Origin of the sequence: Acidovorax sp. 22279 (genome assembly GCF_052045435.1) — a bacterium.
Lineage (GTDB): Bacteria > Pseudomonadota > Gammaproteobacteria > Burkholderiales > Burkholderiaceae_C > Acidovorax > Acidovorax delafieldii.
Genome location: NZ_JBQEOV010000007.1, coordinates 62,843 through 87,010 on the forward strand (window position 1 = coordinate 62,843; position 24,168 = coordinate 87,010).

At 65.6% G+C, this 24,168-nt stretch carries 23 protein-coding genes; 9 read left to right on the forward strand and 14 right to left on the reverse strand.

Going from position 1 to position 24,168, the window contains the following annotated elements:
- Positions 1-17 precede the first annotated feature (17 nt).
- The 3 genes from ACTJKQ_RS10890 to ACTJKQ_RS10900 all read left to right on the forward strand — a co-directional run bounded on the left by ACTJKQ_RS10890 (position 18) and on the right by ACTJKQ_RS10900 (position 7,478).
- Complete coding sequence (locus ACTJKQ_RS10890; RefSeq protein WP_440596835.1) at positions 18-3,515, forward strand: DUF2126 domain-containing protein; 3,498 nt, start codon at positions 18-20, stop codon at positions 3,513-3,515.
- 159 nt (positions 3,516-3,674) lie between these two features.
- Positions 3,675-6,320, forward strand: coding sequence for a circularly permuted type 2 ATP-grasp protein (locus ACTJKQ_RS10895; protein ID WP_440596836.1), 2,646 nt, complete (start codon positions 3,675-3,677; stop codon positions 6,318-6,320).
- 168 nt (positions 6,321-6,488) lie between these two features.
- On the forward strand, positions 6,489-7,478 hold the full coding sequence (locus ACTJKQ_RS10900; RefSeq protein WP_440596837.1) for a transglutaminase family protein: 990 nt from the start codon (positions 6,489-6,491) through the stop codon (positions 7,476-7,478).
- On the opposite strand, the gene ACTJKQ_RS10905 is transcribed toward ACTJKQ_RS10900, so the two are convergent.
- The 9 genes from ACTJKQ_RS10905 to ACTJKQ_RS10945 form a co-directional block, all read right to left on the reverse strand.
- Positions 7,444-8,403 (reverse strand): alpha-E domain-containing protein, encoded by a 960-nt coding sequence (locus tag ACTJKQ_RS10905; RefSeq protein ID WP_440596838.1) that lies wholly within the window; start codon positions 8,401-8,403, stop codon positions 7,444-7,446. The genes ACTJKQ_RS10900 and ACTJKQ_RS10905 overlap by 35 nt on opposite strands.
- Positions 8,397-8,552, reverse strand: a complete 156-nt coding sequence (locus ACTJKQ_RS10910) for an alpha-E domain-containing protein (protein ID WP_440596839.1) — start codon at positions 8,550-8,552, stop codon at positions 8,397-8,399. Before ACTJKQ_RS10910 ends, ACTJKQ_RS10905 begins: the two co-directional genes overlap by 7 nt.
- Positions 8,553-8,554: 2 nt before the next feature.
- The gene (locus tag ACTJKQ_RS10915; protein ID WP_440596840.1) at positions 8,555-10,087 is read right to left on the reverse strand and encodes a circularly permuted type 2 ATP-grasp protein; all 1,533 of its coding nucleotides are present in this window, start codon (positions 10,085-10,087) and stop codon (positions 8,555-8,557) included.
- 92 nt (positions 10,088-10,179) lie between these two features.
- Positions 10,180-11,361, reverse strand: a complete 1,182-nt coding sequence (locus ACTJKQ_RS10920) for a zinc-binding metallopeptidase family protein (protein ID WP_146871748.1) — start codon at positions 11,359-11,361, stop codon at positions 10,180-10,182.
- A gap of 183 nt (positions 11,362-11,544) precedes the next feature.
- Positions 11,545-11,862, reverse strand: coding sequence for a BON domain-containing protein (locus tag ACTJKQ_RS10925; RefSeq protein ID WP_056066545.1), 318 nt, complete (start codon positions 11,860-11,862; stop codon positions 11,545-11,547).
- 170 nt (positions 11,863-12,032) lie between these two features.
- Complete coding sequence (locus ACTJKQ_RS10930; RefSeq protein ID WP_056065917.1) at positions 12,033-12,425, reverse strand: hypothetical protein; 393 nt, start codon at positions 12,423-12,425, stop codon at positions 12,033-12,035.
- A gap of 78 nt (positions 12,426-12,503) precedes the next feature.
- Complete coding sequence (locus ACTJKQ_RS10935; RefSeq protein ID WP_010463174.1) at positions 12,504-12,668, reverse strand: DUF1328 domain-containing protein; 165 nt, start codon at positions 12,666-12,668, stop codon at positions 12,504-12,506.
- Between the two features lie 338 nt (positions 12,669-13,006).
- On the reverse strand, positions 13,007-14,413 hold the full coding sequence (locus tag ACTJKQ_RS10940; RefSeq protein WP_056065921.1) for a sensor histidine kinase: 1,407 nt from the start codon (positions 14,411-14,413) through the stop codon (positions 13,007-13,009).
- 4 nt (positions 14,414-14,417) lie between these two features.
- On the reverse strand, positions 14,418-14,543 hold the full coding sequence (locus tag ACTJKQ_RS10945) for a hypothetical protein (RefSeq protein ID WP_255356923.1): 126 nt from the start codon (positions 14,541-14,543) through the stop codon (positions 14,418-14,420).
- Between ACTJKQ_RS10945 and ACTJKQ_RS10950 the strand changes: the two genes are divergently transcribed.
- Positions 14,536-15,168, forward strand: a complete 633-nt coding sequence (locus ACTJKQ_RS10950; RefSeq protein ID WP_056065924.1) for a response regulator — start codon at positions 14,536-14,538, stop codon at positions 15,166-15,168. The genes ACTJKQ_RS10945 and ACTJKQ_RS10950 overlap by 8 nt on opposite strands.
- Before the next feature lie 125 nt (positions 15,169-15,293).
- Here ACTJKQ_RS10950 and ACTJKQ_RS10955 read toward each other — a convergent pair whose 3' ends face one another.
- From ACTJKQ_RS10955 to gpmA, 4 genes are all read right to left on the reverse strand, one after another.
- The gene (locus tag ACTJKQ_RS10955) at positions 15,294-15,731 is read right to left on the reverse strand and encodes a response regulator (RefSeq protein ID WP_099732203.1); all 438 of its coding nucleotides are present in this window, start codon (positions 15,729-15,731) and stop codon (positions 15,294-15,296) included.
- Positions 15,732-15,843: 112 nt separating this feature from the next.
- Positions 15,844-16,593 (reverse strand): HesA/MoeB/ThiF family protein, encoded by a 750-nt coding sequence (locus tag ACTJKQ_RS10960; RefSeq protein WP_056066553.1) that lies wholly within the window; start codon positions 16,591-16,593, stop codon positions 15,844-15,846.
- Positions 16,594-16,698: 105 nt separating this feature from the next.
- On the reverse strand, positions 16,699-18,135 hold the full coding sequence (locus ACTJKQ_RS10965; RefSeq protein WP_056065928.1) for a S41 family peptidase: 1,437 nt from the start codon (positions 18,133-18,135) through the stop codon (positions 16,699-16,701).
- 122 nt (positions 18,136-18,257) lie between these two features.
- Positions 18,258-19,001, reverse strand: a complete 744-nt coding sequence (gene gpmA / locus ACTJKQ_RS10970) for a 2,3-diphosphoglycerate-dependent phosphoglycerate mutase (RefSeq protein WP_015015479.1) — start codon at positions 18,999-19,001, stop codon at positions 18,258-18,260.
- An 87-nt stretch (positions 19,002-19,088) separates the two neighbouring features.
- On the opposite strand from gpmA, the gene ACTJKQ_RS10975 reads away from it, so the two are divergent.
- From ACTJKQ_RS10975 to ACTJKQ_RS10990, 4 genes are all read left to right on the forward strand, one after another.
- Positions 19,089-19,496, forward strand: coding sequence for a rhodanese-like domain-containing protein (locus ACTJKQ_RS10975; protein WP_440596841.1), 408 nt, complete (start codon positions 19,089-19,091; stop codon positions 19,494-19,496).
- A 78-nt stretch (positions 19,497-19,574) separates the two neighbouring features.
- Positions 19,575-19,832, forward strand: a complete 258-nt coding sequence (grxC, locus tag ACTJKQ_RS10980; RefSeq protein WP_015015481.1) for a glutaredoxin 3 — start codon at positions 19,575-19,577, stop codon at positions 19,830-19,832.
- A 108-nt stretch (positions 19,833-19,940) separates the two neighbouring features.
- Positions 19,941-20,399, forward strand: coding sequence for a protein-export chaperone SecB (gene secB / locus ACTJKQ_RS10985; protein ID WP_056746795.1), 459 nt, complete (start codon positions 19,941-19,943; stop codon positions 20,397-20,399).
- Positions 20,400-20,451: 52 nt separating this feature from the next.
- A complete protein-coding gene (locus tag ACTJKQ_RS10990; protein WP_056746796.1) occupies positions 20,452-21,465 on the forward strand; it encodes an NAD(P)H-dependent glycerol-3-phosphate dehydrogenase in 1,014 nt (337 codons plus the stop codon).
- Positions 21,466-21,795: 330 nt separating this feature from the next.
- On the opposite strand, the gene lysA is transcribed toward ACTJKQ_RS10990, so the two are convergent.
- A complete protein-coding gene (gene lysA, locus ACTJKQ_RS10995; RefSeq protein ID WP_440596842.1) occupies positions 21,796-23,040 on the reverse strand; it encodes a diaminopimelate decarboxylase in 1,245 nt (414 codons plus the stop codon).
- Between the two features lie 121 nt (positions 23,041-23,161).
- On the opposite strand from lysA, the gene ACTJKQ_RS11000 reads away from it, so the two are divergent.
- Complete coding sequence (locus ACTJKQ_RS11000; protein WP_440596843.1) at positions 23,162-24,100, forward strand: LysR family transcriptional regulator; 939 nt, start codon at positions 23,162-23,164, stop codon at positions 24,098-24,100.
- Positions 24,101-24,168: the final 68 nt, after the last annotated feature.

Consider the following 24,168-nt stretch of genomic DNA (forward strand, 5'->3'; position numbering starts at 1 on the left):
GCTAGCATGGCCTGCATATGCCTATCCACGCCGCGCTCCACCACGTCACGCATTACCAATACGACCGGCTGGTAGGCCTCGGGCCACAGACCATCCGATTGCGGCCCGCGCCCCACTGCCGCAGCAACGTCATTTCGTATTCGCTCAAGGTCGAGCCTGCGCAGCACTTCATCAACTGGCAGCAGGACCCGTTTGCCAACTACCAGGCGCGGCTGGTCTTCCCCGAGAAGACGCGCGAGTTCAAGGTCACGGTGGACCTGGTGGTGGAAATGGCGGTGTACAACCCCTTCGACTTCTTCCTGGAGCCCGAGGCCGAGAACATCCCTTTCAAGTACAGCAGCGATGTGCAGCAGGAGCTGGCGCCCTACCTGGCCACCGACCCGATGACACCGCTGGTGCAGGCCTATCTGGACAAGGTGGACCGCAGCAAGCAGCGCACCATCGATTTCCTGGTCAAGCTCAACCAGCAGGTATCGCAGGACATCCGCTACCTGATCCGCCTGGAGCCCGGCGTGCAGACACCCGAGGAGACGCTGCAAAAAGCCAGCGGCTCGTGCCGCGACTCCGGCTGGCTGCTGGTGCAGCTGCTGCGCCACCTGGGGCTGGCGGCGCGGTTTGTGTCGGGCTACCTGATCCAGCTCACGCCCGATGTGAAGGCGCTCGATGGCCCCAGCGGCACCGACCACGACTTCACCGACCTGCACGCCTGGTGCGAGGTCTACCTGCCCGGCGCAGGCTGGATCGGCCTCGATGCCACCAGCGGCCTGATGGCGGGCGAGGGCCACATCCCGCTCGCTTGCACACCCCAGCCCTCGGGCGCCGCGCCGATTGAAGGCGGCGTGGACAAAGCCGAGGTGGAGTTCAGCCATGAGATGCGCGTGACGCGCATTTTTGAATCGCCCCGCGTGACCAAGCCCTACACCGAAGACCAGTGGCAGGCTGTGCTGGCGCTGGGCGAGCAGGTGGACGCAGACCTGGTGGCGGGCGACGTGCGGCTGACGATGGGCGGCGAGCCCACCTTTGTGGCCGTGGGCGACCGCGACGCGCCCGAGTGGAACACCGACGCGCTGGGCCCCACCAAACGCGGCTTTGCCACCGAACTCACGCACAAGCTGCGTGCCGAATATGGACAGGGCGGCTTTCTGCACTTTGGCCAGGGCAAGTGGTACCCGGGCGAACAGCTGCCGCGCTGGGCGCTGTCGATCTGCTGGCGCGCCGACGGCCAGCCCGCGTGGCAGAACCCCGCGCTGTTTGCCGACGAGCGCAACCCCTCGCACTACACCAGCGCCGACGCCGAGCGTTTTGTGCGCCACCTCACGCGCAAGCTGGGCGTGACGGACCGCTACATCCAGCCCGGTTATGAAGACACCTTCTACTACCTGTGGCGCGAGCGGCGCCTGCCGGTCAACGTGGACCCGTTTGACGCGCGCCTGGACGATGAGCTGGAGCGCGCGCGCCTGCGCCGCGTGTTCGAGCAAAAACTCGACAGCGTGGTGGGCTACGTGCTGCCGCTGCAGGCAGGCGAAGGCGCTGGCACGCTGGCGGGCAGCGTGTGGAGCACGGGGCCGTGGTTCTTCCGCGACGACCGCATGCTGCTCATCCCCGGCGATTCGCCCATGGGCTACCGCCTGCCGCTGGACGCCCTGCCCTGGGTGAAGGCATCAGACACCGAGCACCTGATCCCGCAAGACCCGACCGCGCCCCAGAGCCCGCTGGCCGCTGCCAGCACGCTGCGGGCGCGGTATTCCGTGCCATCCGGCCCGGTCACCGGCGACCGCGACCTGCCCTACCTGGCAGGCGCCACCGCCCCGGGCGAGGCACGGCGCGTAACGCAGAGCACTGCGGGTGGTGATAACGCGCGCCTGTCCGGTCAGCCCGACCCGCATGCGGGCGTGCAGCCCCCGGGCAAGTTCCAGTCGGCCGCAGGCCTGTCGCGCACGGCGCTGTGTGTGGAAGTGCGCGACCCGCGCCGCTCCAGCGGCCCCAAGGCCGAGAAGGTGGGCGAAAAGTACGGCGTGCTCTATGTCTTCATGCCGCCGCTGTCGCGCCTCCATGATTACCTGGACCTGCTGGCCGCCATCGAAGCCACGGCCGAAGAGCTGGGCATGAAGATCGTGCTGGAAGGCTACCCGCCGCCGCGCGATGCGCGCCTGAAGGTGCTGGCAGTCACGCCCGACCCGGGCGTGATCGAAGTGAACATCCACCCCGCCAGCCACTGGAAGGAGCTGGTGCAGCACACCGAATTTCTGTACCAGGCCGCGTGGGAGACGCGCCTGTCGGCCGAGAAGTTCATGACCGATGGCCGCCACACCGGCACCGGTGGCGGCAACCACTTTGTGATGGGCGGCGCCACACCGGCCGACTCGCCGTTCTTGCGCAAGCCCGAGCTGCTGGCCAGCCTGCTGCTGTACTGGCACAACCACCCCAGCCTGAGCTATCTGTTCAGCGGCCTGTTCATCGGCCCCACCAGCCAGTCGCCGCGCGTGGACGAGGCGCGCAACGACCAGCTGTATGAGCTGGAGATTGCGCTGCGCGAGATCGAGGCCAACCGCGCAACCTATGGCCAGGACATGCCGCCCTGGCTGGTGGACCGCACACTGCGCAACATCCTGGTGGACGTGACGGGCAACACGCACCGTAGCGAGTTTTCCATCGACAAGATGTTCTCGCCCGACAGCAGCACCGGCCGCCTGGGCCTTCTGGAGCTGCGCGCTTTCGAGATGCCGCCCCACGCCCACATGAGCGTGGTGCAGCAGCTGCTGCTGCGCGCCCTGATCGCCCGCTTCTGGAAGACGCCCTACCGCGCGCCCGCCGCCCGCTGGGGCACCGAGCTGCACGACCGCTGGATGCTGCCCACGTTCATCCAGCAGGACATGCACGACGTGGTGGCAGAGATGAACGCCGCAGGCTACGCGTTTGACGCGGCCTGGTTTGCACCGCAGTTCGAGTTCCGCTTCCCCATGGTCGGCACCGTCCAATCGATGGGTGTGGAGCTGACCCTGCGCAACGCGCTGGAGCCCTGGCATGTGATGGGCGAAGAAGGCTCCGCCGGGGGCACCGTGCGCTATGTGGACTCGTCGCTGGAGCGCATCGAGGTGCGCGTGACGGGCATGAACGAAAGCCGCCATGTGGTCACAGTCAACGGCCAGCCGCTGCCGCTGCAAAGCACCGGCACCACCGGCGAGTTTGTGGCCGGTGTGCGCTACAAGGCCTGGAACCCGCCCTCGGCCCTGCACCCGACCATTGGCGCCCACGCACCGCTCACGTTCGACATCGTGGACACCTGGATGAACCGCTCGCTCGGCGGCTGCCAGTACCACGTGGCGCACCCGGGCGGGCGCAACTACGACACCTTCCCGGTCAACGCGTATGAGGCCGAAAGTCGCCGCCTGGCGCGCTTCTCGCGCATGGGCCACACGCCGGGCAGGCTGGCGGTGCCGCCTGCGACCATTGAACTGCCGGGCAGCCGGGAGTTTCCGTTCACGCTGGATCTGCGGCGCAAGATGCGGAGGTAGAGAAGCCCCCCTGAGTCGCTGCGCGCCTTCCCCCCAGGGGGACGACGCCCTTGCTGCGGGGCGGCCCTTGCTTGGCGTCTCTGGCATCGGCCCCGCCAGTTTCGACGGTGCGGGTTACCCGCAGAGTGTTGTCGACCAAATGCCCGAAAATTGAGCGCAGTGAACCACCTCAACGACAGCCTCCCCACCCCCGCCCCCTCTGACAGCGCAGCACAGTTGGCGGCTGCACTGGCGCCTGCTGCGGCGGCCGGGCATTTTGACGAGCTGCGGGGTGCCAGCGTGGCGGACGCCCCCGGCGCTGCCACTGCATCAGCCACTCCCAAATCAATAGCAAACAAGCCAGATATCACTAGCGCCTGGGGCCAATTCTTTGATCAATTGGGGCCCGAGGGCTTCCAGGACCTGGACCGGCGCATGCAGAGCCTGCAGCGCCAGGTGCGCGACAACGGCATCACCTACAACGTCTATGCCGACGCCGACGGCCCGCAGCGGCCCTGGTCGGTGGACCTGTTCCCGCTGATCCTTTCGCAGGGGGACTGGGCACACATCGAGCGCGGCGTGCTGCAACGCGCACGCCTGCTCAACCGCGTGATGGCCGACGTGTATGGCCCGCAGGAGCTGCTGCGCAAAGGCCTGCTGCCCAGCGCGCTGGTGCAGGGCCACCCGGGCTACCTGCGCGCCATGCATGGCGTGCAGCCCGTGGGCGGCACCCATTTGCACATCGCGGCGTTCGACATGGCGCGCGATGCGCAGGGCGACTGGTGGGTGGTGACGCAGCGCACGCAGGCGCCCTCAGGCCTGGGGTATTTGCTGGAGAACCGGCTGCTCATCTCGCGCCTGTTCCCCGAGGCGTTCAGCCAGATGCATGTGCAGCGCCTGGCCGCCACCTACCGCGCACTGCTCGACGGGCTGCGGCAGATGAGCCCAGCGGGGGCAGATGCGCGCATCGTGCTGCTCACGCCCGGCCCGTACAACGAGACCTACTTTGAGCACGCGTACCTGGCGCGCTACCTGGGTCTGACGCTGGTGGAGGGCAACGACCTCACGGTGCGCGACGCGCGCCTGTACCTCAAGACGCTGCACGGCCTGCAGCCGGTGCACGGCATCCTCAAGCGCCTGGACGACGAGTTTCTGGACCCACTGGAGCTGCGCAGCGACTCGCGCCTGGGCGTGCCAGGCCTGCTGCAGGCCATCCGCGCGGGCAATGTGCTCGTGGCCAATGCGCCGGGCTCGGCGTTTCTCGAATCGTCGGCGCTGCTGGGCTTCATGCCCGCGCTGTCGCGCCACCTGCTGGGCGAAGAGCTGGCCCTGCCGTCTCTGCCCACCTGGTGGTGTGGCGAGCGCTCGGCCATGCAGGCGGTGCTGCCGCAGCTCGCGCACAGCGTGATCCGCCCCACCTGGCCCATGGCGCAGCGCGTGCCCGTGCTGGGCGGTGCGCTGTCGGCGCAAGACCTGGCGCAGTGGTCCGCACGCATCGAAGCCCAGGGCGACGAATACACCGTGCAGGCCCACCTGCCGCTGTCGCAAATGCCCACCTGGCGCAGTGACGCCGCAGAGGGTGCGGGCCAGGACAGTGGCCCCATCGCCCCCCGCTCGGTGATGCTGCGCGTGTTTGCGGTGTGCCACGGCCCAGGCTCGTGGCGCGTGCTGCCGGGCGGGCTGGCCCGCCTGGCCCAGGGCGACAGCGGCATCACGTCGATGCAGCGCGGCGGCAGCAGCGCCGATGTGTGGGTGCAGACCGATGGCCCCGTGGACACCACCACGCTGCTGGCCCACAACCAGGCCGCGCCCGCCGTGGTGCACCGCAGCCGCCAGGTGACCAGCCGCGCGGCCGAAAACCTGTTCTGGCTGGGCCGCTACACCGAACGCACTGAGAACGTCACGCGCCTGGCGCGCATCACGCTGCAATGCCTCAATGGCGAGGACCAGACCTCGCAGCCGCTGCTGACCTGGCTGAGCGCCATGGGCGTGAGCCAGGGGCTGGTGCTGCCGACCGTGCCTGCGGCCGGGCAGGCACGGCGCGTGTTCGAGCGCTCGCTGATCGCCGGGCTGACGCAGCCCGCGCAGGTGACCAGCGTGGGCTACAACCTGCGCGGCATCCTGGGTGCGGCCTCGGCCGTGCGCGACCGTTTGTCGCAGGAACACTGGAACCTCATCGTGCGCGCCGAGGCGGAGTTTTTTGCGCCTCGCACAGGGGCCGAAGACGACGGTGACTACTCGCCACTGGACGCGCTGCGCCAGCTGGAAGGGCTGAGCGGCCACACCGCCGCCATGACGGGCCAGCAGACCGACCGCATGACCCGCGACGACGGCTGGCGCCTGCTGTCCATCGGGCGCCATCTGGAGCGCCTGGGCTTTCTGGCCTCGGCGCTGGAAAGTGGCCTGCAGACCGGCGCCGTGCACGATGAAGGCGGCTTCGAGGCCATGGTGGCGCTGTTTGACAGCACCATCACCTTCCACGCGCAGTACCAGCAGCGGCGCGACATGCCCGCCCTGCTGGACCTGCTGGTGATCGACCGAGACAACCCCCGCTCGCTGGCCTGGGTCGCGCAGACGCTGCGCGGGCGCATTGCCAAGATCGAAGCGGCCGCGGGTACGCCCTGCGAATCCGCCGCCACGGGCATCCCCGAAGCGTCCGACCTATCGCTGGTGGCCCTGTGCGCACAGGACGCCGAAGGCCGCCATGCCACTCTGGAGGAATATCTGGGCCGGTGTGTGCGGGGCGTGATGGGCTTGTCGGATGTGCTGGCCACGCGCTACTTCACCCACTCCATCGATGCGTTGCGGCACAGCGTAGGAGCTTGATATGGGACACCCCCCTGAGGCGCTGCGCGCCTTCCCCCCGCTCTCGCATCGCTGCGCGATGCGGGCAGGGGAACGCAGCCTTTGCTGCGGGGCGGCCCATGCTCGGCCGCCCTCGCCTCTGGCGTGCCAGTTTCGCACACTGCGTCCGACTTCAAGGCCTGGATTTTTATGAAGCTGCGCGTCATCCACGAAACGGTGTACCACTACAGCCCGGCGGTGCAAAACGCCCAGCACATGGCCCATCTGCGTCCGCGCACCGGCGTGGTGCAGCGCGTGCTGACCCACAGCCTGCAGGTGGACCCCGCCCCAACACAGTGCAACATGGTGCAGGACGTGTTTGGCAACACCCGCGCGTTCTTCAGCCTGCCGTTCACCCACGAGCAACTGCGGGTGCGCGCCGAAAGCCTGCTGGAGACCCTGCCCGTGCCCGCCGCACCGCCCGGCGAGCCCTGGGAGGCCGTGCGCGAGCGCCTGGGTTATCGGCGCGGCCAGCCCTACCACGCGGCCACCGAGTTCAGCTTTGCGTCGCCCTATATTCCCCGGCATGCCGACTTTGTGGCTTATGCCGCCGAGAGCTTTGTACCCGGCCGACCGCTGATGCAGGCCGCCCGCCACCTGATGTCGCGCATCCATGCCGACTTTGCCTACACATCCAACGCCACCGACGCGGGCACGCCCGCGCTCGAATCGCTGCGGCTGCGCCGGGGCGTGTGCCAGGACTTTGCCCACGTGATGATCGGCTGCCTGCGCAGCCTGGGCCTGGCGGCGCGGTATGTGAGCGGCTACCTGCTGACCGAGCCCCCGCCCGGGCAACCCCGGCTGGTGGGGGCCGATGCCTCGCACGCCTGGGTGTCGGTGTGGTCACCGGCAGCCGAGGAAAGTGATGGCGCATCAGACGACAACACCTGGTTTGACCTGGACCCCACCAACGACCGCGCGGCGGGCGAGGACTATGTGACCCTGGCCATCGGCCGCGATTTTTCGGATGTGTCGCCGCTGCGCGGCGTGATCCACGGCGGCGACCACCATGTGCTGCAGGTGGGCGTGACGGTGGAGCCGGTGCCCGCCGCTACGGCCGCTACGGCCGCTATGGCCGCTGCGCCAGACGCGCCAGCTACACCCCTCACACCGCCGCAGGCACCAGAAAATCCCGGCTGATCCGCGCACCCAGGTCGTTCACCCGCTCCAGGAACTGGGTGAGGTAGGCGTGCAGTCCATGGGTCAGGATTTCATCGATGCGTGCGAACTTGAGGTGCGCCAGCAGCCGCCCCGCGTGCCGCTGGGTCTCGGCCGACTGGCCGCTGCCCAGCATGTCGAGGTTGCCCAGCACCTCTTTCATGCAAGCGTGCAGTGAGCGGGGCATGTCGGCCCGCAGGATCAGCAGCTCGGCCACACGTTCGGGCGTGATCACGTCGCGGTACACCTTGCGGTAGGTCTCGAAGCCCGACACGCTGAGCAGGATGGCGCTCCAGTGGTAGAAGTCGTAGTCCTGGTCCTGCGCCGTGGCCGCGCCCATGAAGTCGCTCTGCACCGCGTGAAACTTCACATCCAGCAGCCGCGCCGTGTTGTCGGCCCGCTCCAGAAAGGTGCCCAGGCGCATGAAGTGCAGCGCCTCGTCCTGCAGCATGGTGCCCACCGTCACACCCCGCGAGAGGTGCGAGCGGAACTTCACCCATTCGAAGAATCGCGCCGGGTCCTGCTCCAGAGCACCGCTGGCGATCAGGCGGTTCACTTCGAGCCAGGTCTGGTTCTGGATCTCCCAGGCCTCGGTGTTGAGCGCACCGCGCACGGCCCGCGCGTTCTCGCGTGCAGCCTGCAGGCAGGCCACGATGGACGACGGGTTGGACGGGTTCTTGACCATGAAGTCGAGCACCTTGGCGGGCGTCACCTCGCCATGCTGGGCGATGTAGGCAGGCAGCAGCTCGCTGATGGACAGCAAGCCCTGCCAGCCCAGGGTAGCCACCTCGGTCGATTGGGGTAGCAACGCACTCTGGTAGTTGACGTCGAGCATGCGTGCGGTGTTCTCTGCCCTTTCGGTGTACCGGGCCATCCAGAACAAATGATCGGCGGTGCGGCTCAGCATGTGATCTCCTTCTTGGACGAGGGCAGAAAACCCCGAGCGTGTTGCACACGCTTGCGGTATTTTTTCGAAAGCCCCGCTGCACAGGGCTTTTCTGCCCGTTCGGTGTAACGGGCCATCCAGAACAAATGATCGGCGGTACGGCTCAGCATGGTCATTCCCTCCCTTGGCGTTGTGTTTGCATTGGTGATGACGGTATGTGTGCTGCAGCGGGCTGATCGCCCAGCACCCAGGTGTCCTTGGTGCCCCCGCCCTGCGACGAATTGACCACCAGCGACCCCTCCTTGAGCGCCACGCGCGTGAGGCCGCCCGCCACCATCTGCACCTTCTGGCCGCTGAGCACAAAGGGCCGCAGGTCGATGTGGCGGGGCGCAATGCCGCTGTCCACATAGGTGGGGCAGCTGGAGAGGCTCAGCGTGGGCTGGGCGATGTAGCCGTCGGGCTTGGCGATGACTGCGGCGCGGAAGGCCTCGATCTCGGCCCGGGTGGCCGCAGGGCCAATCAGCATGCCGTAGCCACCCGCGCCATGCACCTCCTTCACCACCAGTTCATGCAGGTGGTCCAGCACGTACCGCAGGTCGTCCGGCTTGCGGCACATCCAGGTGGGCACGTTCTGCAGGATGGGCTCCTCACCTAGGTAGAAGCGGATCATGTCCGGCACATAGGGGTAGATGGACTTGTCGTCCGCCACGCCTGTGCCCACGGCGTTGCAGATGGCGACATTGCCGGCCCGGTAGGCGGACATGAGCCCCGCACAACCCAGGGTGGAGGTGGGGCGGAAGACATCGGGATCGAGGAAGTCGTCATCCACCCGGCGGTAAATCACGTCCACCCGCTGCAGCCCGCGCGTGGTGCGCATGTACACAAACTGGTCCTTGACCACGAGGTCCTGCCCCTCGACCAGCTCCACGCCCATCTGCTGCGCGAGGAAGGCGTGCTCGAAATAGGCGCTGTTGTACATGCCGGGGGTCAGCACCACCACGGTCGGGTCGGCCGCGCTGGCCGGGGCGCTGGCGCGCAGGGTGTCCAGCAGCAAGTCCGGGTAATGCGCCACCGGTGCCACCTGGTGCTGAGCGAACAGTTCGGGGAACAGCCGCATCATCATCTTGCGGTCTTCGAGCATGTAGCTCACGCCGCTGGGCACGCGCAGGTTGTCTTCCAGCACGTAGTACACGCCCTCGCCTGCCGCATCCGGTGCCCGCACGATGTCGATGCCGCTGATGTGGGAGTAGATATCGAGCGGCACATGAACGCCGACCATCTCCGGCCGGAACTGGGCGTTGCGCAGGATCTGCTCGGCAGGCACGATGCCTGCGCGCAGGATGTCCTGGCCGTGGTACACGTCGTGGATGAAGCGATTGAGCGCCGTGACCCGCTGCACCAGGCCCCGCTGCATGTGCGCCCATTCCTGCTGCGGAATGATGCGGGGGATCAGGTCGAAGGGGATGAGCCGCTCGGTGCCCGCGCCGTCCTCGTCCTTGGCGCCGTAGACGGCGAAGGTGATGCCCACGCGCCGGAAGATGACCTCGGCCTCGGCGCGCCGCGCCTGCATGGATTCGGCACTCTGGCGCGCCAGCCACTGGGCAAACCGCGCATAGTGGGGCCGTACATCACTGCCCGCCCAGCCTGCCGCACCGCCCAGGCCGGCCAGGGGCAGCCGGGTAACCATCTCGTCGAACTTCTGCATGAGAGCCAATCTCCTGCAAGCCCTCAAGCAAGTTCCAGGCCGTTTTCATGCCCGGCCGACAGCCACCGTCAATATTTCGGCCGAATCGCTCTCTAGCGCCGGTCTTTATTGGCTGTTTTGCTATTCTTTTTGATACCTTGATTCGCAGCCGGCGAGGGTGGCGGCATGGGTGCCATGGTGGCCACAGGGGCAGGACGCGCGGCCGCTGCACGCACCATGTCGTGCACAAAGCGCAGCTTGGCCAGCACCTCACCCGCCAGCGCGAACGGGTAGGCATCAGGTTGACCCAGGCTGCGCGTAAGGCTGTTGAGCAGCAGCGTCAGCGGCACCAAGTGTTGCACCATGGACTGAAAGTCGGGCGCCGGGCTGGCAAACGGATCGATGGCGCTGCTGCGCTGCGCGCCATAGATACCGGGAATGGTGACCTCGGTGGCATAGCTGGCCGAGGTTTCCAGCAGGTCGATCATGTGCAGGTAATGGGCCCAGGTTTCAGCCCAGTCTTCCCAGGGGTGGGCGGCGGCATAGGCACTCACATGGTGGTTGGCCCAGTCACTGCCTTCGTTGCCCTTGGCGTAGTGCGCCTCCAGCGCCGCTGCGTAGTCCTGGCGCTCGTCACCAAACATCTGTCTGAAGTCGTCCAGCCGCCCGCCGTCGCGCACCAGCTGGTCCCAATAGAAGTGGCCGGACTCATGGCGCAGGTGACCGATCAGAGTGCGGTAGGGCTCACCCAGCGCGATGCGGCGGCGCGCGCGTTCGTCGTCGTCCGCCTCGGCCACGTTGAGCGTGATGGTCCCACTGTGGTGGCCCGTCAGCACAGGCGGTCCGCCCGGCACCTCGGCCAAAAACTCGAACACCGGACCGGTACGCCCGGGCGCCGGCTCCAGGCCCAGGCGGGCCAGGCTGTAGAACAGCCGCCGCTTGGCCGCTTCGATCTGCATCCAGCGCCCCATGTTGGCAGGCTCGGACAGGTCGGGCATCACCCGGGTCTGGCGGCACGACACACACAGCTCCGCAAAGTCGTTGGCGGGTATCGCGAAGTTGCAGGCTTGATGGTCCGTGTGGTTGCGGCACATGCGGTACAGGCGCCCGCTGTAGTGCGCACTGCCCTGCCCCCCTTGGCGGCGCCACAGGTCGGCACCGTCCTGCGGTGCAGGGGCCAGGGCAGCCATGGTCAGCACATCGGGCAAGAAGGCCAGCGCACTGCCGCAATGCAGGCACTGCACGCTATCGAAAAACACCAGATGACCGCAATGGTCGCAATTGAATACCCGCATGGTGTGGAGCTTATACCCCGTGGAACGGAGCAGTGAGGAGAAACAACGCACGGCCCCCTTTTGCAGCGCCAGGGTGGGCCCATGAAAAAAGCAGGCCCCGGGACATGCCCGGAGCCTGCTTCAGGATCGAAGCCACTGCGCCAGGGGCGTGGGGCCTCGGGTGCAGGGCGTCAGCCCTACCGGTCAGGGCCGCACAACGATGCTGTTGCGCACTTCGCGCACATGCTTGGTGTTGCGCGCAATATTTTCGGCCTGGTTCTTTTCAGCCTGCGACTTGGCAAAGCCCGACAGCTGCACCGTGCCATTGAGCGTTTCCACGCTGATGGAGGTGGCAGACACGTTCTTGTCTTCGGCCATCTTGGCCTTCACGGCGGTGGTGATGCCGGCGTCATCCACATAGGAGCCAACTGTTTGCTGTTCGCGGGCCACCGAGCAACCGGTGGCTGTGACGATGGTGATACCGGCAACTGCGGCAAAAGCGAGGGCACGTGCGTATTTCATGGTGTTTTCCTTGTTCAAGAATGGTTGGGAACGCGGGTGCTGGGACATGTTCAGTCCACCGGTCTGTTGCACCCTCCGCGACCGGCGGACTGTGGGAAAAAGGACAGCGCTGGCGCATAGCCAGGCGCTGTGGGCAAGGCACCAGCGTGTAAACACCGGTGTGCTAGCCCTCAGTATGCATTGCGCCGGCGGGACATCCACATCGCCACGGTGGCCAGCAAAGCCCCCGATGCGGCGGCGATGACCAGCGACTTGCCGGGCTGCTCGGCCACATACTTGCCGGTGACTTCGGCTGCCTGCTGGATCTGACGGCGTGCACGCGCGCTGGTCTCGGCGCAGTAGTCAATGCTGCGAGCAGCCAGGTCCTGTGCACGGGCGGCCAGGTCATCAATCGCCGGGTCGGTCTGGCGGCGCAGGGCGCGCACGCTTTCTTCGGCCTTGTCCAGCGACTGGTCGGCGGCAGCCCGAGTGGTCTGCACTGCGTCCTGCGCGCTTTGCAGCACGTCGTCGGCCAGGTTGCGAACACCGTGGGTCACTTTGTCGGTAGCGGTCTGAAGGCTCATGGGGAAACTCCTTGGGGTATGGGGTACAGGGGATGCGGGAGGGGGTGAAGGGCAGCAGTCCAGGCATTGCGGCCTGACTCACCCCTTTTTCAGGAGCCCCAGCACAAAGGTGACGACAGCCATGATCACGAACACAAAGAACAGAATCTTCGCAATGCCCACGGCACCGGCAGCAATACCGCCAAAACCGAAGAGGGCTGCAATCAGCGCGATCACCAGAAAAACAACTGCGTAGTGCAACATTTCCATCTCCTTATGGGTGGCCGGCTTGCCGGCAGATCGGGTGGCGCCAAAACCTCAACGCCTGGGACCAACTGTAGGTATCTACTTGTGCCCTGGATGCCGGTGCGCGGCGCGCGCCCATGTCGGCGGCGCAGTGGGGGTCATGTAGGACGGCGCGCACTGGCCGGACCGGGCGCACGGTAGCGCGCACAAGCGGCTGCAGCGCAGGCACGCCACAAAGGAACGCTGGCCCCGGGCATGGCGTGCCCACAGCCCGCAGGTGCCGCACGTGGGCCTGCATGCGCTGCGCCACGCAATGCAGGGAATGAGGGAGACGCGGGAAGAAGGCGGCGTATGCCTCAGGCGTCGTGCGCAGCGGCGTTGCGGCGCGGCTCCGACGAGGTGCGCGGCAGCGGCAGCACGGCCGACAACAAGGTGCCATTGCCAGGCCGCGAAGTGAGCGTGAGGCGCCCGCCCGCTGCCTCGACCCGGTGGCGCATGCCAGCCAAGCCGTGCGAAGTGGGGCGCACGGTGCCAGGGTCGAAACCCACACCATCGTCGCGCACCTGCACCGCCACATGCGTGGGGTAGCCGTGCACCGACACCAGCACCTTGCTGGCCTTGGCGTACTTGCCGATGTTGGTCAGCGCCTCTTGCACCATGCGATACACCGTAAGCTGCGCTGCGTCGGGCAGTTGGACGGCCTCCAGACTGGTCTCAACCTCAATGCCTGCGCGCTCGGCGTATTCACGTGTCAGGATCTCCAGTGCGGCGGTGAGCCCCAGGTTCGACAGCGACGACGGTCGCAGGTCTTCGATGATGCGACGCTTGAGCGCAATGCCGCTGTTGAGCGTTTCGGTGAGGTGCTTGAGGCGCTCGGCAATGTCGGGCGCAGTGGCATCGATCTTGGATTTGAGGCGCGCCACATCCAGCTTGGCAGCCGTCAGCAGCGCGCCCAGCTCGTCGTGCAGTTCCCGCGCCAGATGACCCCGTTCTTCTTCGCGCACCTGCTGCAAGTGGTTAGCCAATTCGGACAGCGTGGCCGTGCGGTCGCGCACCAGCCCTTCCAGGCGGTCGCGCTCACGCTCCAGCACCTCTTGCTCGCGCAGGTTGACGGTCTGAACCGCCTGCGTCTGGCGCAGGTACATGTAGAACGCCAGCAGGCCAATGGCAGTGACCGTGGCAATGCCGATGCGCGACAGCATCAGCGACTGCTCGATCTGCTCGCGCCCCTGTTGCAGGCGCTGGTCGCTGCGGGCAATCAGCTCTTGCGCGTGCTGCCGGATCGCCTCCATGTGCTCCTTGCCCACATCCGTGTTCAGAATGAACTTCCATGCGTCTTCGTTGCCCTGGCGGCGCAGGCGCAGGCTCAGCTCCATCTCAGCCAGCTTGCGCGAGATCTGCCGCGACAGCAACGCAAACTCCTGCATGTCCTCGGGCGACGCCATGAACTGGTTGCGCAGGCGATCCAGGTTGGTCTGCACGGTCGCTACGGCCTTGTCATACGGTTCCAGGTAGGTCTCGTTGCCCGTAAGCAGATAACCCCGCTGGCCGGTTTCGGCATCCAGCATGCTTTGCAGCAGCTTGTTCACATCGGCCCGCGTGGTCAGCCCCTGGGCCAGTTGTTCCACCGCGTCCTGCGAACGCATGTGCCCCGTTTCATTGATGCCCACCAGCACCATGGCCGCCAACAGCGCCATGGGCAGGCTCAAGGCCATCTGTCGGACTTTTGGTAACCAACGCCGGGTGTTTTCTTGGAGATTCATACGCTTATTCTGGATAATGACCCGTTACCTGCCAGGTGCGCCAGCCATGCAACCACATGCCGAGCGCCTGGACTTCAATACACACCGGCAGCACCTTTGCTGCCGCCTCGAAAGAAGCATCAATGATCAAGATTGGCATTGTGGATGACCACGCGATTGTTCGTTCCGGGCTGCGGCAGTTCTTGTCCGAGCACGTGGACTTGCGGGTGGAGGGCGAGGCGGCCAACGGCCGCGAGGCCATCGACCTGGTGCGCAACAAGGAAATCGATGTGCTGCTGATGGACCTGTCGATGCCTGGCCAAAGCGGGCTGGACGCGCTGGCCATGCTGCGCGCCAAGGCGCCCGACATGGGCATCCTGATCCTGAGTGGCTACCCTGAAGAACACTACGCGATCAACCTGATCCGCCAGGGTGCCAGTGGTTACCTGAACAAGGAGTGCGAGCCGTCGGAGATCGTGGAGGCCATTCGCACCATCGCTCTGGGCCGCCGCTACCTGACGCCTGCCGTGGCCGAATTGCTTGCACAGCAACTCAACCGCAAGGACGATGCGCCACCGCACGAGCAGCTGTCTGAGCGAGAGTTCCAGGTGTTCCTGAAGCTGGCCAAGGGAGAGACGGCGGGCGATATCGCCAAGTCGTTGTCGCTGAGCGTGAAAACGGTGAGCACGTACCGCACACGCCTGATGGAAAAGATGAGCCTCTCGTCCAACAGCGACCTGACCTACTACGCACTCAAAAATCGCCTGATCGACTGACATCCAGGATCTGGCCAGAGCCCGGCGCTGCCGGGCGTAGGCAGGTCTTGCTTTTGCGCTGAAAAAGAAGGAAAAAGAAGCACCCCGACTGCCGCATGCACCCACGCACGCGGCGGCGGGTTGTGTCACTGGGATGCGCCCGATGAGGCGGCTGACACACCGCCGCCGCTACCGGCCTCCAGCCCGTGGGCCGGGCTGCTGTGCTGTACGCAGTAGTCCACCAACGCGTCGATCTCGTTGGATTTGTCAAACACTGCATCCACACCCAGCTGCGCACAGCGCATGCGCACATCCGGCGTGGCGTAATTGCTGAGCACCACCATTTTTTGGCCGGGCCGCCGCGTGCGGCAGGCAGCCAGCACACCCAATCCGCTGCCCTGGCGCAAGAACAGATCCACGATGGCCAAGTCCCACTCCTCAGGGTGCGAGGACAACCAGTTCGTACCGTCGTCTTCGGTTTCTGCCACGCCCACCGCTTCTACAGACGCCAACTCCTCCAGAGTTCCGATCAAGTTCTCGCGGATGGTCGCGTTGTCTTCAACAATGTAGGTGCGCAGTTTCACGGGCGGGTCCATGTGTACGGACAGTGCGGGTCACGCTGTCCTAGCCTTGAATTTAAGGCTTCCATGCGCCGGATTCTGCCAGCCACAACACGCTGGCCATGTAGGAAAAATCCTACCGCGCAACACACACCTTGCAATGGGCGTGGCGCTGAACGCGCATGGTGCTCCACTCCATGGCCCGGCCATCGAGCATCAACAGCCGACCCGCCAGCGACTGACCCACGCCCGCTATGAGCTTGAGCGCCTCGGCTGCCTGCATCGCACCCACCACACCCACCAGCGGAGCAAATACACCCATCGTGGAGCAGCGGACTTCTTCAAACTCCGCATCCGGCGGGAAGATGCAGGCATAACAAGGCGACTGCGCATCGCGCGGGTCCACCACCGTGATCTGCCCATCGAACTGGATCACAGCCCCCGCCACCAAGGGTTTGTTGTGACGCACACACGCGGCATTGACCGCCTGGCGGGTCGCATAGTTGTCGCTGCAGTCGAGTACCACTGTGGCATCGCGCACCAGACTGTCGAGAGCCGCCGCATCCACCCGGGCCTGCAGCGCGGTGACCTGCACCTCGGGGTTGATGTCGGCCATGGCCTGCGCCGCCGACTGGACCTTGGGACTGCCCACGCGCGCGGTGGTGTGCGCAATCTGGCGCTGCAGGTTGGTCAGGTCCACCACATCGTCATCGACGAGTGTGATGTGGCCCACACCGGCGGACGCCAAGTACAGCGCAGCGGGCGACCCCAACCCGCCAGCGCCGATGATGAGAGCATGGGCTTCCAACACCCGCTCCTGTCCCTCAATGCCCACCTCGTCGAGCAGGATGTGGCGGGAATAGCGCAGGAGCTGGTCATCGGTCATGGGAAGGCTGGCCTGCAGCGGCCAAAAAATCAACGGTGAAACAGGCGGACATGAAAAAGGCTGGATTCCTCGCGAAATCCAGCCCGGGGTCAGAGCGCGAAAGGCTCAATTCTCTTTCTTTTCTTCCTTGCGCTCTGTCAGCGTCTTGCTGACCAGCACAGGGCGACCCTTGAGCTGGTTGAGGGCCTGCACCAGCTGGAAGTCTTTGTCCGAACCGAATTCGGGCACCTTGCGGTCGGCCGCAGGCTTCTTGGCTTCTTCTTCCATGCGCTTGCGGGCTTCCTCACGGGCCTTTTCACGGGCTTCGTCCTTCTTCTCTTCACCCTGGCCGCTGTTTAAATGCTTGTCCAGATCTGCCTCGCGCATGCGCAAGGCGGCAAAGATGTTGCCCTCTTCCGACTCGTCAATCATCACGTCGGGCACGATGCCCTTGGCCTGGATCGACTTGCCACTCGGCGTGTAATAGCGGGCGGTGGTCAGCTTGATGCCCGTGTCAGGCCCCAGCGGACGCACGGTCTGCACCGAGCCCTTGCCAAAGGTCTGGCTGCCCATGATGGTGGCGCGCTTGTGGTCCTGCAGCGCGCCAGCCACGATCTCGCTGGCGGAGGCAGAGCCTTCGTTGACCAGCACCACCAGCGGCACCGCCTTGAGGGACGCGGGAAGGCGTTTGAGCGGATCACCGCCGCCGCGGCGCTGGTAGTAGTCGGGGGCAGCCTTGTAGGTGGCCTTGCTGTCGGCCAGCTGGCCATTGGTGGTGACCACCGTCACGTTCTCGGGCAGGAAAGCCGCAGAAATTGCCACGGCTGCATCCAGCAGGCCGCCCGGGTCGTTGCGCAGGTCCAGCACCAGGCCCTTGAGGTTGGGCTCCTGCTTGTAGACCTCTTCCACCTTGCGCACAAAGTCATCCACCGTGCGCTCCTGGAATTGCGACAGGCGGATCCAAGCGTAACCGGGCTCGATCACCTTGCCCTTGACGGACTGGGTCTTGATCTCTTCGCGCGTGATGGTGACGGGGAACGTGCGGTTCTCGTCCTTGCGGAAGATGGTGAGGGTGACCTTGGTACTGGGCTCGCCGCGCATGCGCTTGACGGCGTCATTCAGCGCCAGGCCCTTGACGGCGGTTTCGTCGATCTTGGTGATCAGGTCGTTGGTCTTGAGGCCGGCGCGGAAGGCAGGCGAGCCTTCGATGGGCGACACGATCTTGATCAGGCCGTCTTCCTGCGTGATCTCGATGCCCACGCCCACGAAGCGGCCCGAAGTGCCTTCGCGGAATTCCTTGAAGGACTTCTTGTCGAAGTACTGCGAGTGCGGATCCAGGCTGGAGACCATGCCGGAGATGGCGTCGGTGATGAGCTTCTTGTCATCGACCGGCTCGACGTAATCGGTCTTGACCAGGCCGAACACGGCGGACAACTGCTGGATTTCTTCGAGCGGCAACGGCGTCATGGCGCCACGCGCCACCGTTTGCAGTGACACCGTGGTGAGCGCACCCGCCACCACGCCTACCGATACCCATCCTGCAATCTTGAGTTTGTGGCCCATACAACACCTTTTACCGCTTCGAAACCAATATACACCTTGGAAGGGCCAAACCCGCCGCAGTTCCGCATGGATGCTCACTTTGGCGGGGATAAGCGGGGTTTTCCCCGCTCTTTACCTGCGATTTACGCTTTGCCCTGCGATGCCACGGCGGCTGCGGCCTTGGCCGCCGCTTCGGCATCGCCCAGATAGTAGTGACGGATGGGCTTGAGGTCGGCGTCGAGCTCGTATACCAGTGGAATCCCGTTGGGAATGTTCAGACCCACGATGTCGGTCTCGGAGATGTTGTCCAGGTACTTCACCAGCGCGCGGATGGAGTTGCCATGCGCAGCCACCACCACCCGCTTGCCCGAGCGAATGGCGGGCGCCATGGCCTCGTTCCAGAACGGCAGCACGCGGGCCACGGTGTCTTTCAGGCACTCGGTCAGGGGCACATTCTCGGCAGCCACCCCAGCGTAGCGGCGGTCACCACGCTCGCTGCGGGGGTCGGTGGCTTCCAGCGCTGGCGGGGGCGTGTCATAGCTGCGGCGCCATACGAGCACCTGCTCGTCGCCGTACTGTTTGGCCATGTCGGCCTTGTTCAGGCCCTGCAGGGCGCCGTAGTGGCGCTCGTTCAGGCGCCAGTCCTTGACCACGGGCAGCCAGGTGCAGTCCATTTCGTCCAGCGTGTACCAGAGGGTGTGAATGGCGCGCTTGAGCACGCTGGTGAACGCCAGATCGAACTCGTAGCCCTCGGCCTTGAGCAGCTTGCCGGCCGACATGGCCTGGGAGACACCGGTGGGCGTGAGGTCCACATCGGTCCAGCCGGTAAAGCGGTTTTCAAGGTTCCAGGTGGATTCGCCGTGGCGGATCAGAACGAGCTTGTACATGGTTTCCCCAGGAAAGGCAGGTCAAAAAAATGCGGGCCAAAACCCAGCATTCTAGAATTACGCTGTTCGCCAACCCAAGGAAGCTTCGTGAAATTCATTATTGATAACTGGTATCTGTTCCTCGTTGCACTGGCTTCGGGCAGCATGTTGCTGTGGCCGGTCCTCAAGAACGCCAGTGACGGTTCGCTGACGCCCGCACGCGCCGTGCAGCTCATCAACCGCGAAAAAGCGGTGGTCATCGACGTGTGCGAAGTCGAGGAATTCGCCACCGGCCACGTAACTGGCGCCAAGAACGTGCCCGTGTCCCAGCTCGAAGAGCGCCTGCCCACCGTGGTCAAGAACAAGGCCCTGCCCGTGGTGCTGGTGTGCGCCAGCGGCGCACGCGCCAACCGCGCCGTCGCCATTGCCAAAAAACTGGGCTACGACAACGCCCAGGCACTCGCTGGTGGCATGAAGGCCTGGCGCGAAGCCAGCCTGCCTGTGGAAAAAGCCTGATCCGCCCCCAGTTATTCGGTCAGCGCTAGTCTTGCGACTGGTTTTTCAGTCCCACAGGAAGAAAGAGGAAGGTTCGCCATGCAACCCGTGAAGATGTACACCACCGCCGTCTGCCCCTATTGCATCCGGGCCAAGCAGATCCTCAAGTCCAAGGGCGTGGAGCAGATCGAGGAGATCCGCATCGACACCGACCCCGCCGCGCGCAGCCACATGATGGAAATCACCGGCCGCCGCACGGTGCCGCAGATCTACATCGGCGACACCCATGTGGGTGGCCACGACGATCTGGTGGCGCTGGACAGCCGTGGCGAGCTGATGCCCTTGCTCGGCGCCTGACCCCCTGTCTGGGCGCTGCATAATGCAGCCCCATGTGCCCGCTGCGGGAGCTGCTCCCCGGCGGGTTTTGTTTTGCTAGCAATTTCGTAAGAGCAAAGAGACTTCACCATGGCCGACCAAGAAAACCCCGTGTTCCAGATCCAGCGCGTCTACCTCAAGGACCTGTCGCTGGAGCAGCCCAACTCCCCCGCCATCCTGCTCGAACAAGAGCAACCCAGCGTGGACATCCAGCTGGGCGTGGAAGCCACCCCCGTGGCCGAAGGCATCTTTGAAGTGGCTGTGACCGCCACCGTGCAGACCAAGATCAAGGACAAGACTGTGTTCCTGGTCGAAGCCAAGCAAGCCGGCATCTTCGAAATCCGCAACGTGCCCGAAGACCAGATGGGCCCCATCATGGGCATCGCCTGCCCGCAGATCGTGTACCCCTACCTGCGCGGCAATGTGGCCGACGTGATCAACCGCGCTGGCTTCCCGCCCGTGCACCTGGCCGAAATCAACTTCCAGGCCATGTACGAGCAACAGCAAGCCCAGGCCGCAGGCCAGGCCTCGCCCATCATCACGCAGTAAGCATTTACAGGCATTTTTGCCTGTAGTGCTGGATGAATAAGCGCATACAGCTATGAAAATCATAGTATTGGGCGCTGGAGCCTGGGGGACAGCGGTGGCCATGAGTGCCGCCCAGCACCCCGCAGGCCATGCCGTCACCTTGTGGGCGCGCGATGCCGCCCAGGCGGCCCAGATGCAGACGCAGCGGCAGAACGCGCGTTACCTGCCCGGCATCACCCTCCCCCCCTCCCTCACTCTGGCCCATGGCGACTTTGCTGCGCTGTGGACCGGGGCCGACCTCGTCATCGTGGCCACGCCCATGGCGGCTTTGCGCGGCATGCTGCAGGCCTTGCATGGCTGCGCTGCCCCTGTGGCCTGGCTGTGCAAGGGCTTTGAGGCTGCAACCGCTGGCAATTCCACATCTTTTGGGCTGCTGGCGCATGAAGTACAAGCCCTGGTAGCTCCTGAACTGATAGCAGGCGTGTTTAGCGGCCCCAGCTTTGCGCAAGAAGTGGCGCTGGGCCAGCCGACCGCGCTGGTGGCAGCCAGCCCCCATGCGCAGGTGCGCGATGCGCTGGTCAACGCCTTTCACAGCCCGAGCGTGCGCGTGTATGCCAACGAAGACATCGTGGGCGTGGAGGTGGGTGGCGCGGTGAAAAACGTGCTGGCCATTGCCACCGGCCTGTGCGATGGACTGGCGCTGGGATTGAACGCCCGCGCCGCACTCATCACGCGCGGCCTGGCCGAGATGACGCGGCTGGGCTTGGCGCTCGGCGCGCGGCCCGACACCTTCATGGGCCTGTCGGGCCTGGGCGACCTGGTGCTGACCGCCACGGGCGACCTGTCGCGCAACCGGCGCGTGGGCATGTTGCTGGCCGAGGGCAAAACCTTGCCGCAAGCCGTCGAGTCGCTGGGCCATGTGGCCGAGGGCGTTTACAGCGCCCGCACCGTGGCGCAGCGGGCGGCCCAGCTGGGGGTGGACATGCCCATCACCCGCGCGGTGGTGGCGCTGCTCGATGGCCAGCTCACCCCGGCAGATGCGGTCGTCACCCTGATGGGGCGCGGGCCCGCGTCCGAGCTGATGTAACCCCATAGTCCCCACGAAAACAAAAGGCCCCTGCGGAATCCACAGGGGCCTTTTGTTTGGTGGCGCTGATGCCATGCGCGCCGGGGGTGGAGTCAAAACACCCCAAACAGCATCAGCAGCAGCACAACCGACAGCGGTACGCCAAGTAGCCAGGCAATGAGAGGCATGGGGATCTCCTTGAAAGGGTGAGAAGTTCAGGTGGTTTCACTGTATTTCTCACCCCGGTTGGCGCTTGTCCGGCTTTGCACCCCAAACCCGTAGGCCCTCACCTACCCCACCTCGTAGCGCGGGCCATGCCCACAGCGCAGGGGGCCAGCGCGGCAGCCGGGCTTACAGCCCCAGTTCCAGCGCCAGCAGCTCGTCCACCGTCTGGCGGCGGCGGATCAGGCGGGCCTGGCCGCCATCCACGAGCACCTCGGCAATCAAAGGCCGCGTGTTGTAGTTGGAGGACATGCTGGCGCCGTACGCCCCGGTGTCGTGGATCACCAGCAGATCACCCACCTGCGCGGCGGGCAGGTCGCGCGGCAGCACCACGCCGCCGTCGCCCTGGGTGAACACGTCGCCCGACTCGCACAGCGGGCCCGCCACCACCGTGGGCTGCTCGGCTGCGGTGGAACCATCACGGCGCAGCACGCTCATGGCGTGGTAGCTGCCGTACATGGACGGGCGCATGAGTTCGTTGAAGCCGGTATCAACCAGCACAAAGTGGTTGTTGCCCGCGTTCTTGGTGGCGCGCACCTGGCCCAGCAGCACGCCGGATTCGGCCACCAGGAAGCGGCCGGGCTCGATCTCCAGGCCGAGCTTGTGGCCCACGATGGCCTCGGCCTGCTGGCGCGCGGCGTCCCACAGGCCGTTGTAATGCTGCGTGTCGACCACGGGGTCGCCGCTGCGGTAGGGGATGGACAGACCACCACCGGCCGAGATGGCGTGCAGGTCATGCCCCGCCGCATGCGCCGTGCGCACCAGGTTGACCATGGCACCGCACACTTCCTGCAGGTGGCTGTAATCCACACCCGAGCCGATGTGCATGTGCAGGCCCACCAGCTTCAGGCCATGCTGCTTGATCGCATCCAGTGCCGCAGGCAGGTCGGTGTACCAGATGCCGTGCTTGCTGTGCTCGCCACCCGTGTTGGTCTTGTTGCTGTGACCGTGGCCAAAGCCGGGGTTGATGCGCAGCCACACCGCGTGGCCCGGCGAACGCGCGCCCAGCTGGTGCAGCATGTCGATGGAGCCTGCGTTGACCGGCACACCGTGCTCCACCACGCAGTCGAGCGTAGCGGCGTCGAACAGGTCGGCGGTGAAGACGATCTCCGACGGCTCTCCACCCGCCACATAGCCCGCCGCCAGCGCGCGCAGAATCTCGCCACGCGAGACGGCATCCACCTTCACGCCCTGCTCGCGCATCAGCTTCAGGATATGGATGTTGGAGCAGGCCTTTTGCGCAAAACGGATGGTCTCGAAATTGGACACCTGCGCAATGCGCTGGCGTATGGTGGCCGCGTCATACACCCACAGCGGGGTGCCAAACTGGTCAGCCAGGGCCCATAGCTGGGCGGGGGAGAAAGGGTTGGACATGGGCGGCTCCAAAGGCAGAAGGCGTGAACGATGCGCGGATGATGCCGCCATCCATGTATTCAGTCGAATGCTTTGATTTACGCCATCCATTCAATATGGATATGCTCTGCACATGACTGGCATGACCGAGCCCCCCCTGGCCCACCGTATCACCCACCGCCACATCGAGGTCTTCCGCGCCGTGATGACCGCAGGTAGCGCCACCGGGGCAGCCGACCTGCTGCACAGCTCGCAACCCACCGTGAGCCGCGAGCTGGCGCGGCTCGAATCGCTGCTGGGCTATGCCCTGTTCGAGCGCGTGCAAGGCCGACTGCGCCCCAACGCCCGGGCGCTGGCGCTGTGGGACGAGGTGCAGCGCTCGTGGCAGGGGCTGGAGCGTGTGGTGGACCGGGCCGTGGCCCTGGGCCGGTCGGGGGCTGTGCAACTGTCGGTGCTTTGCCTGCCCGCGCTGGCCCATGCACTGCTGCCGCGTGCGGCGGCACGAATGATGCAGGCGCACACCGAGGCACGCTTGTCCGTCACACCGCAGGAATCGCCCCTGCTCGAAGAATGGATGAGTGCCCAGCGGTTTGATCTGGGCCTGTGCGAACAGACCACCGCCCCGCCGGGCACACGGGCCGAGGTGCTGCTGACCCTGGACGAGGTAGCCGTGCTGCCCGCCCAGCACGCTTTGGCACACCAGCCGGTGCTGCAACTTGGCGACTTTGCCGGTGAATTCTTTGTAAGCCTCTCGGCCGACGACCCCTACCGCCGCCTGATCGACGCCCGGTTTTCCGAGGCGGGCGTAGAGCGCACGCTGCGCGTGGAAACCCATAGCGCCGCCGCGGTGTGCGCCATGGTCGAGCAGGGCCTGGGCATCGCCATCGTCAACCCGGTCACCGCCCTGGCCGCCGCCAGCGAGCGGCTGGTGCTGCGGCGGCTGGCGTTTTCTATCCCGTTCAGCGTGACGGCGCTGCTGCCGCTGTACCGCCCGCCCCTGCCCGAGGTGGTGCCCATGCTGGAGGCCCTGCGCGCGCAGGCCCAGGCCATTGCAACGCAGCTGCCGCCCGCCATGGACTGATGTAACAGAATCTGCAAACTATGATTTTGATAGCAGCCAAGGCATATTGCACTAGCGCTATCGGCACA

Bases quoted from the DNA above. Each gene is read 5' to 3' on its own strand.
- ACTJKQ_RS10890 (WP_440596835.1), top strand. From the start codon at position 18: ATGCCTATCCACGCCGCGCTCCACCACGTCACGCATTACCAATACGAC.
- ACTJKQ_RS10900 (WP_440596837.1), top strand. From the start codon at position 6,489: ATGAAGCTGCGCGTCATCCACGAAACGGTGTACCACTACAGCCCGGCG.
- ACTJKQ_RS10905 (WP_440596838.1), bottom strand. From the start codon at position 8,403: ATGCTGAGCCGCACCGCCGATCATTTGTTCTGGATGGCCCGGTACACC.
- ACTJKQ_RS10910 (WP_440596839.1), bottom strand. From the start codon at position 8,552: ATGCTGAGCCGTACCGCCGATCATTTGTTCTGGATGGCCCGTTACACC.
- ACTJKQ_RS10915 (WP_440596840.1), bottom strand. From the start codon at position 10,087: ATGCAGAAGTTCGACGAGATGGTTACCCGGCTGCCCCTGGCCGGCCTG.
- ACTJKQ_RS10920 (WP_146871748.1), bottom strand. From the start codon at position 11,361: ATGCGGGTATTCAATTGCGACCATTGCGGTCATCTGGTGTTTTTCGAT.
- ACTJKQ_RS10925 (WP_056066545.1), bottom strand. From the start codon at position 11,862: ATGAAATACGCACGTGCCCTCGCTTTTGCCGCAGTTGCCGGTATCACC.
- ACTJKQ_RS10930 (WP_056065917.1), bottom strand. From the start codon at position 12,425: ATGAGCCTTCAGACCGCTACCGACAAAGTGACCCACGGTGTTCGCAAC.
- ACTJKQ_RS10935 (WP_010463174.1), bottom strand. From the start codon at position 12,668: ATGTTGCACTACGCAGTTGTTTTTCTGGTGATCGCGCTGATTGCAGCC.
- ACTJKQ_RS10940 (WP_056065921.1), bottom strand. From the start codon at position 14,413: ATGAATCTCCAAGAAAACACCCGGCGTTGGTTACCAAAAGTCCGACAG.
- ACTJKQ_RS10950 (WP_056065924.1), top strand. From the start codon at position 14,536: ATGATCAAGATTGGCATTGTGGATGACCACGCGATTGTTCGTTCCGGG.
- ACTJKQ_RS10960 (WP_056066553.1), bottom strand. From the start codon at position 16,593: ATGACCGATGACCAGCTCCTGCGCTATTCCCGCCACATCCTGCTCGAC.
- ACTJKQ_RS10965 (WP_056065928.1), bottom strand. From the start codon at position 18,135: ATGGGCCACAAACTCAAGATTGCAGGATGGGTATCGGTAGGCGTGGTG.
- gpmA (WP_015015479.1), bottom strand. From the start codon at position 19,001: ATGTACAAGCTCGTTCTGATCCGCCACGGCGAATCCACCTGGAACCTT.
- grxC (WP_015015481.1), top strand. From the start codon at position 19,575: ATGCAACCCGTGAAGATGTACACCACCGCCGTCTGCCCCTATTGCATC.
- secB (WP_056746795.1), top strand. From the start codon at position 19,941: ATGGCCGACCAAGAAAACCCCGTGTTCCAGATCCAGCGCGTCTACCTC.
- ACTJKQ_RS10990 (WP_056746796.1), top strand. From the start codon at position 20,452: ATGAAAATCATAGTATTGGGCGCTGGAGCCTGGGGGACAGCGGTGGCC.
- lysA (WP_440596842.1), bottom strand. From the start codon at position 23,040: ATGTCCAACCCTTTCTCCCCCGCCCAGCTATGGGCCCTGGCTGACCAG.
- ACTJKQ_RS11000 (WP_440596843.1), top strand. From the start codon at position 23,162: ATGACCGAGCCCCCCCTGGCCCACCGTATCACCCACCGCCACATCGAG.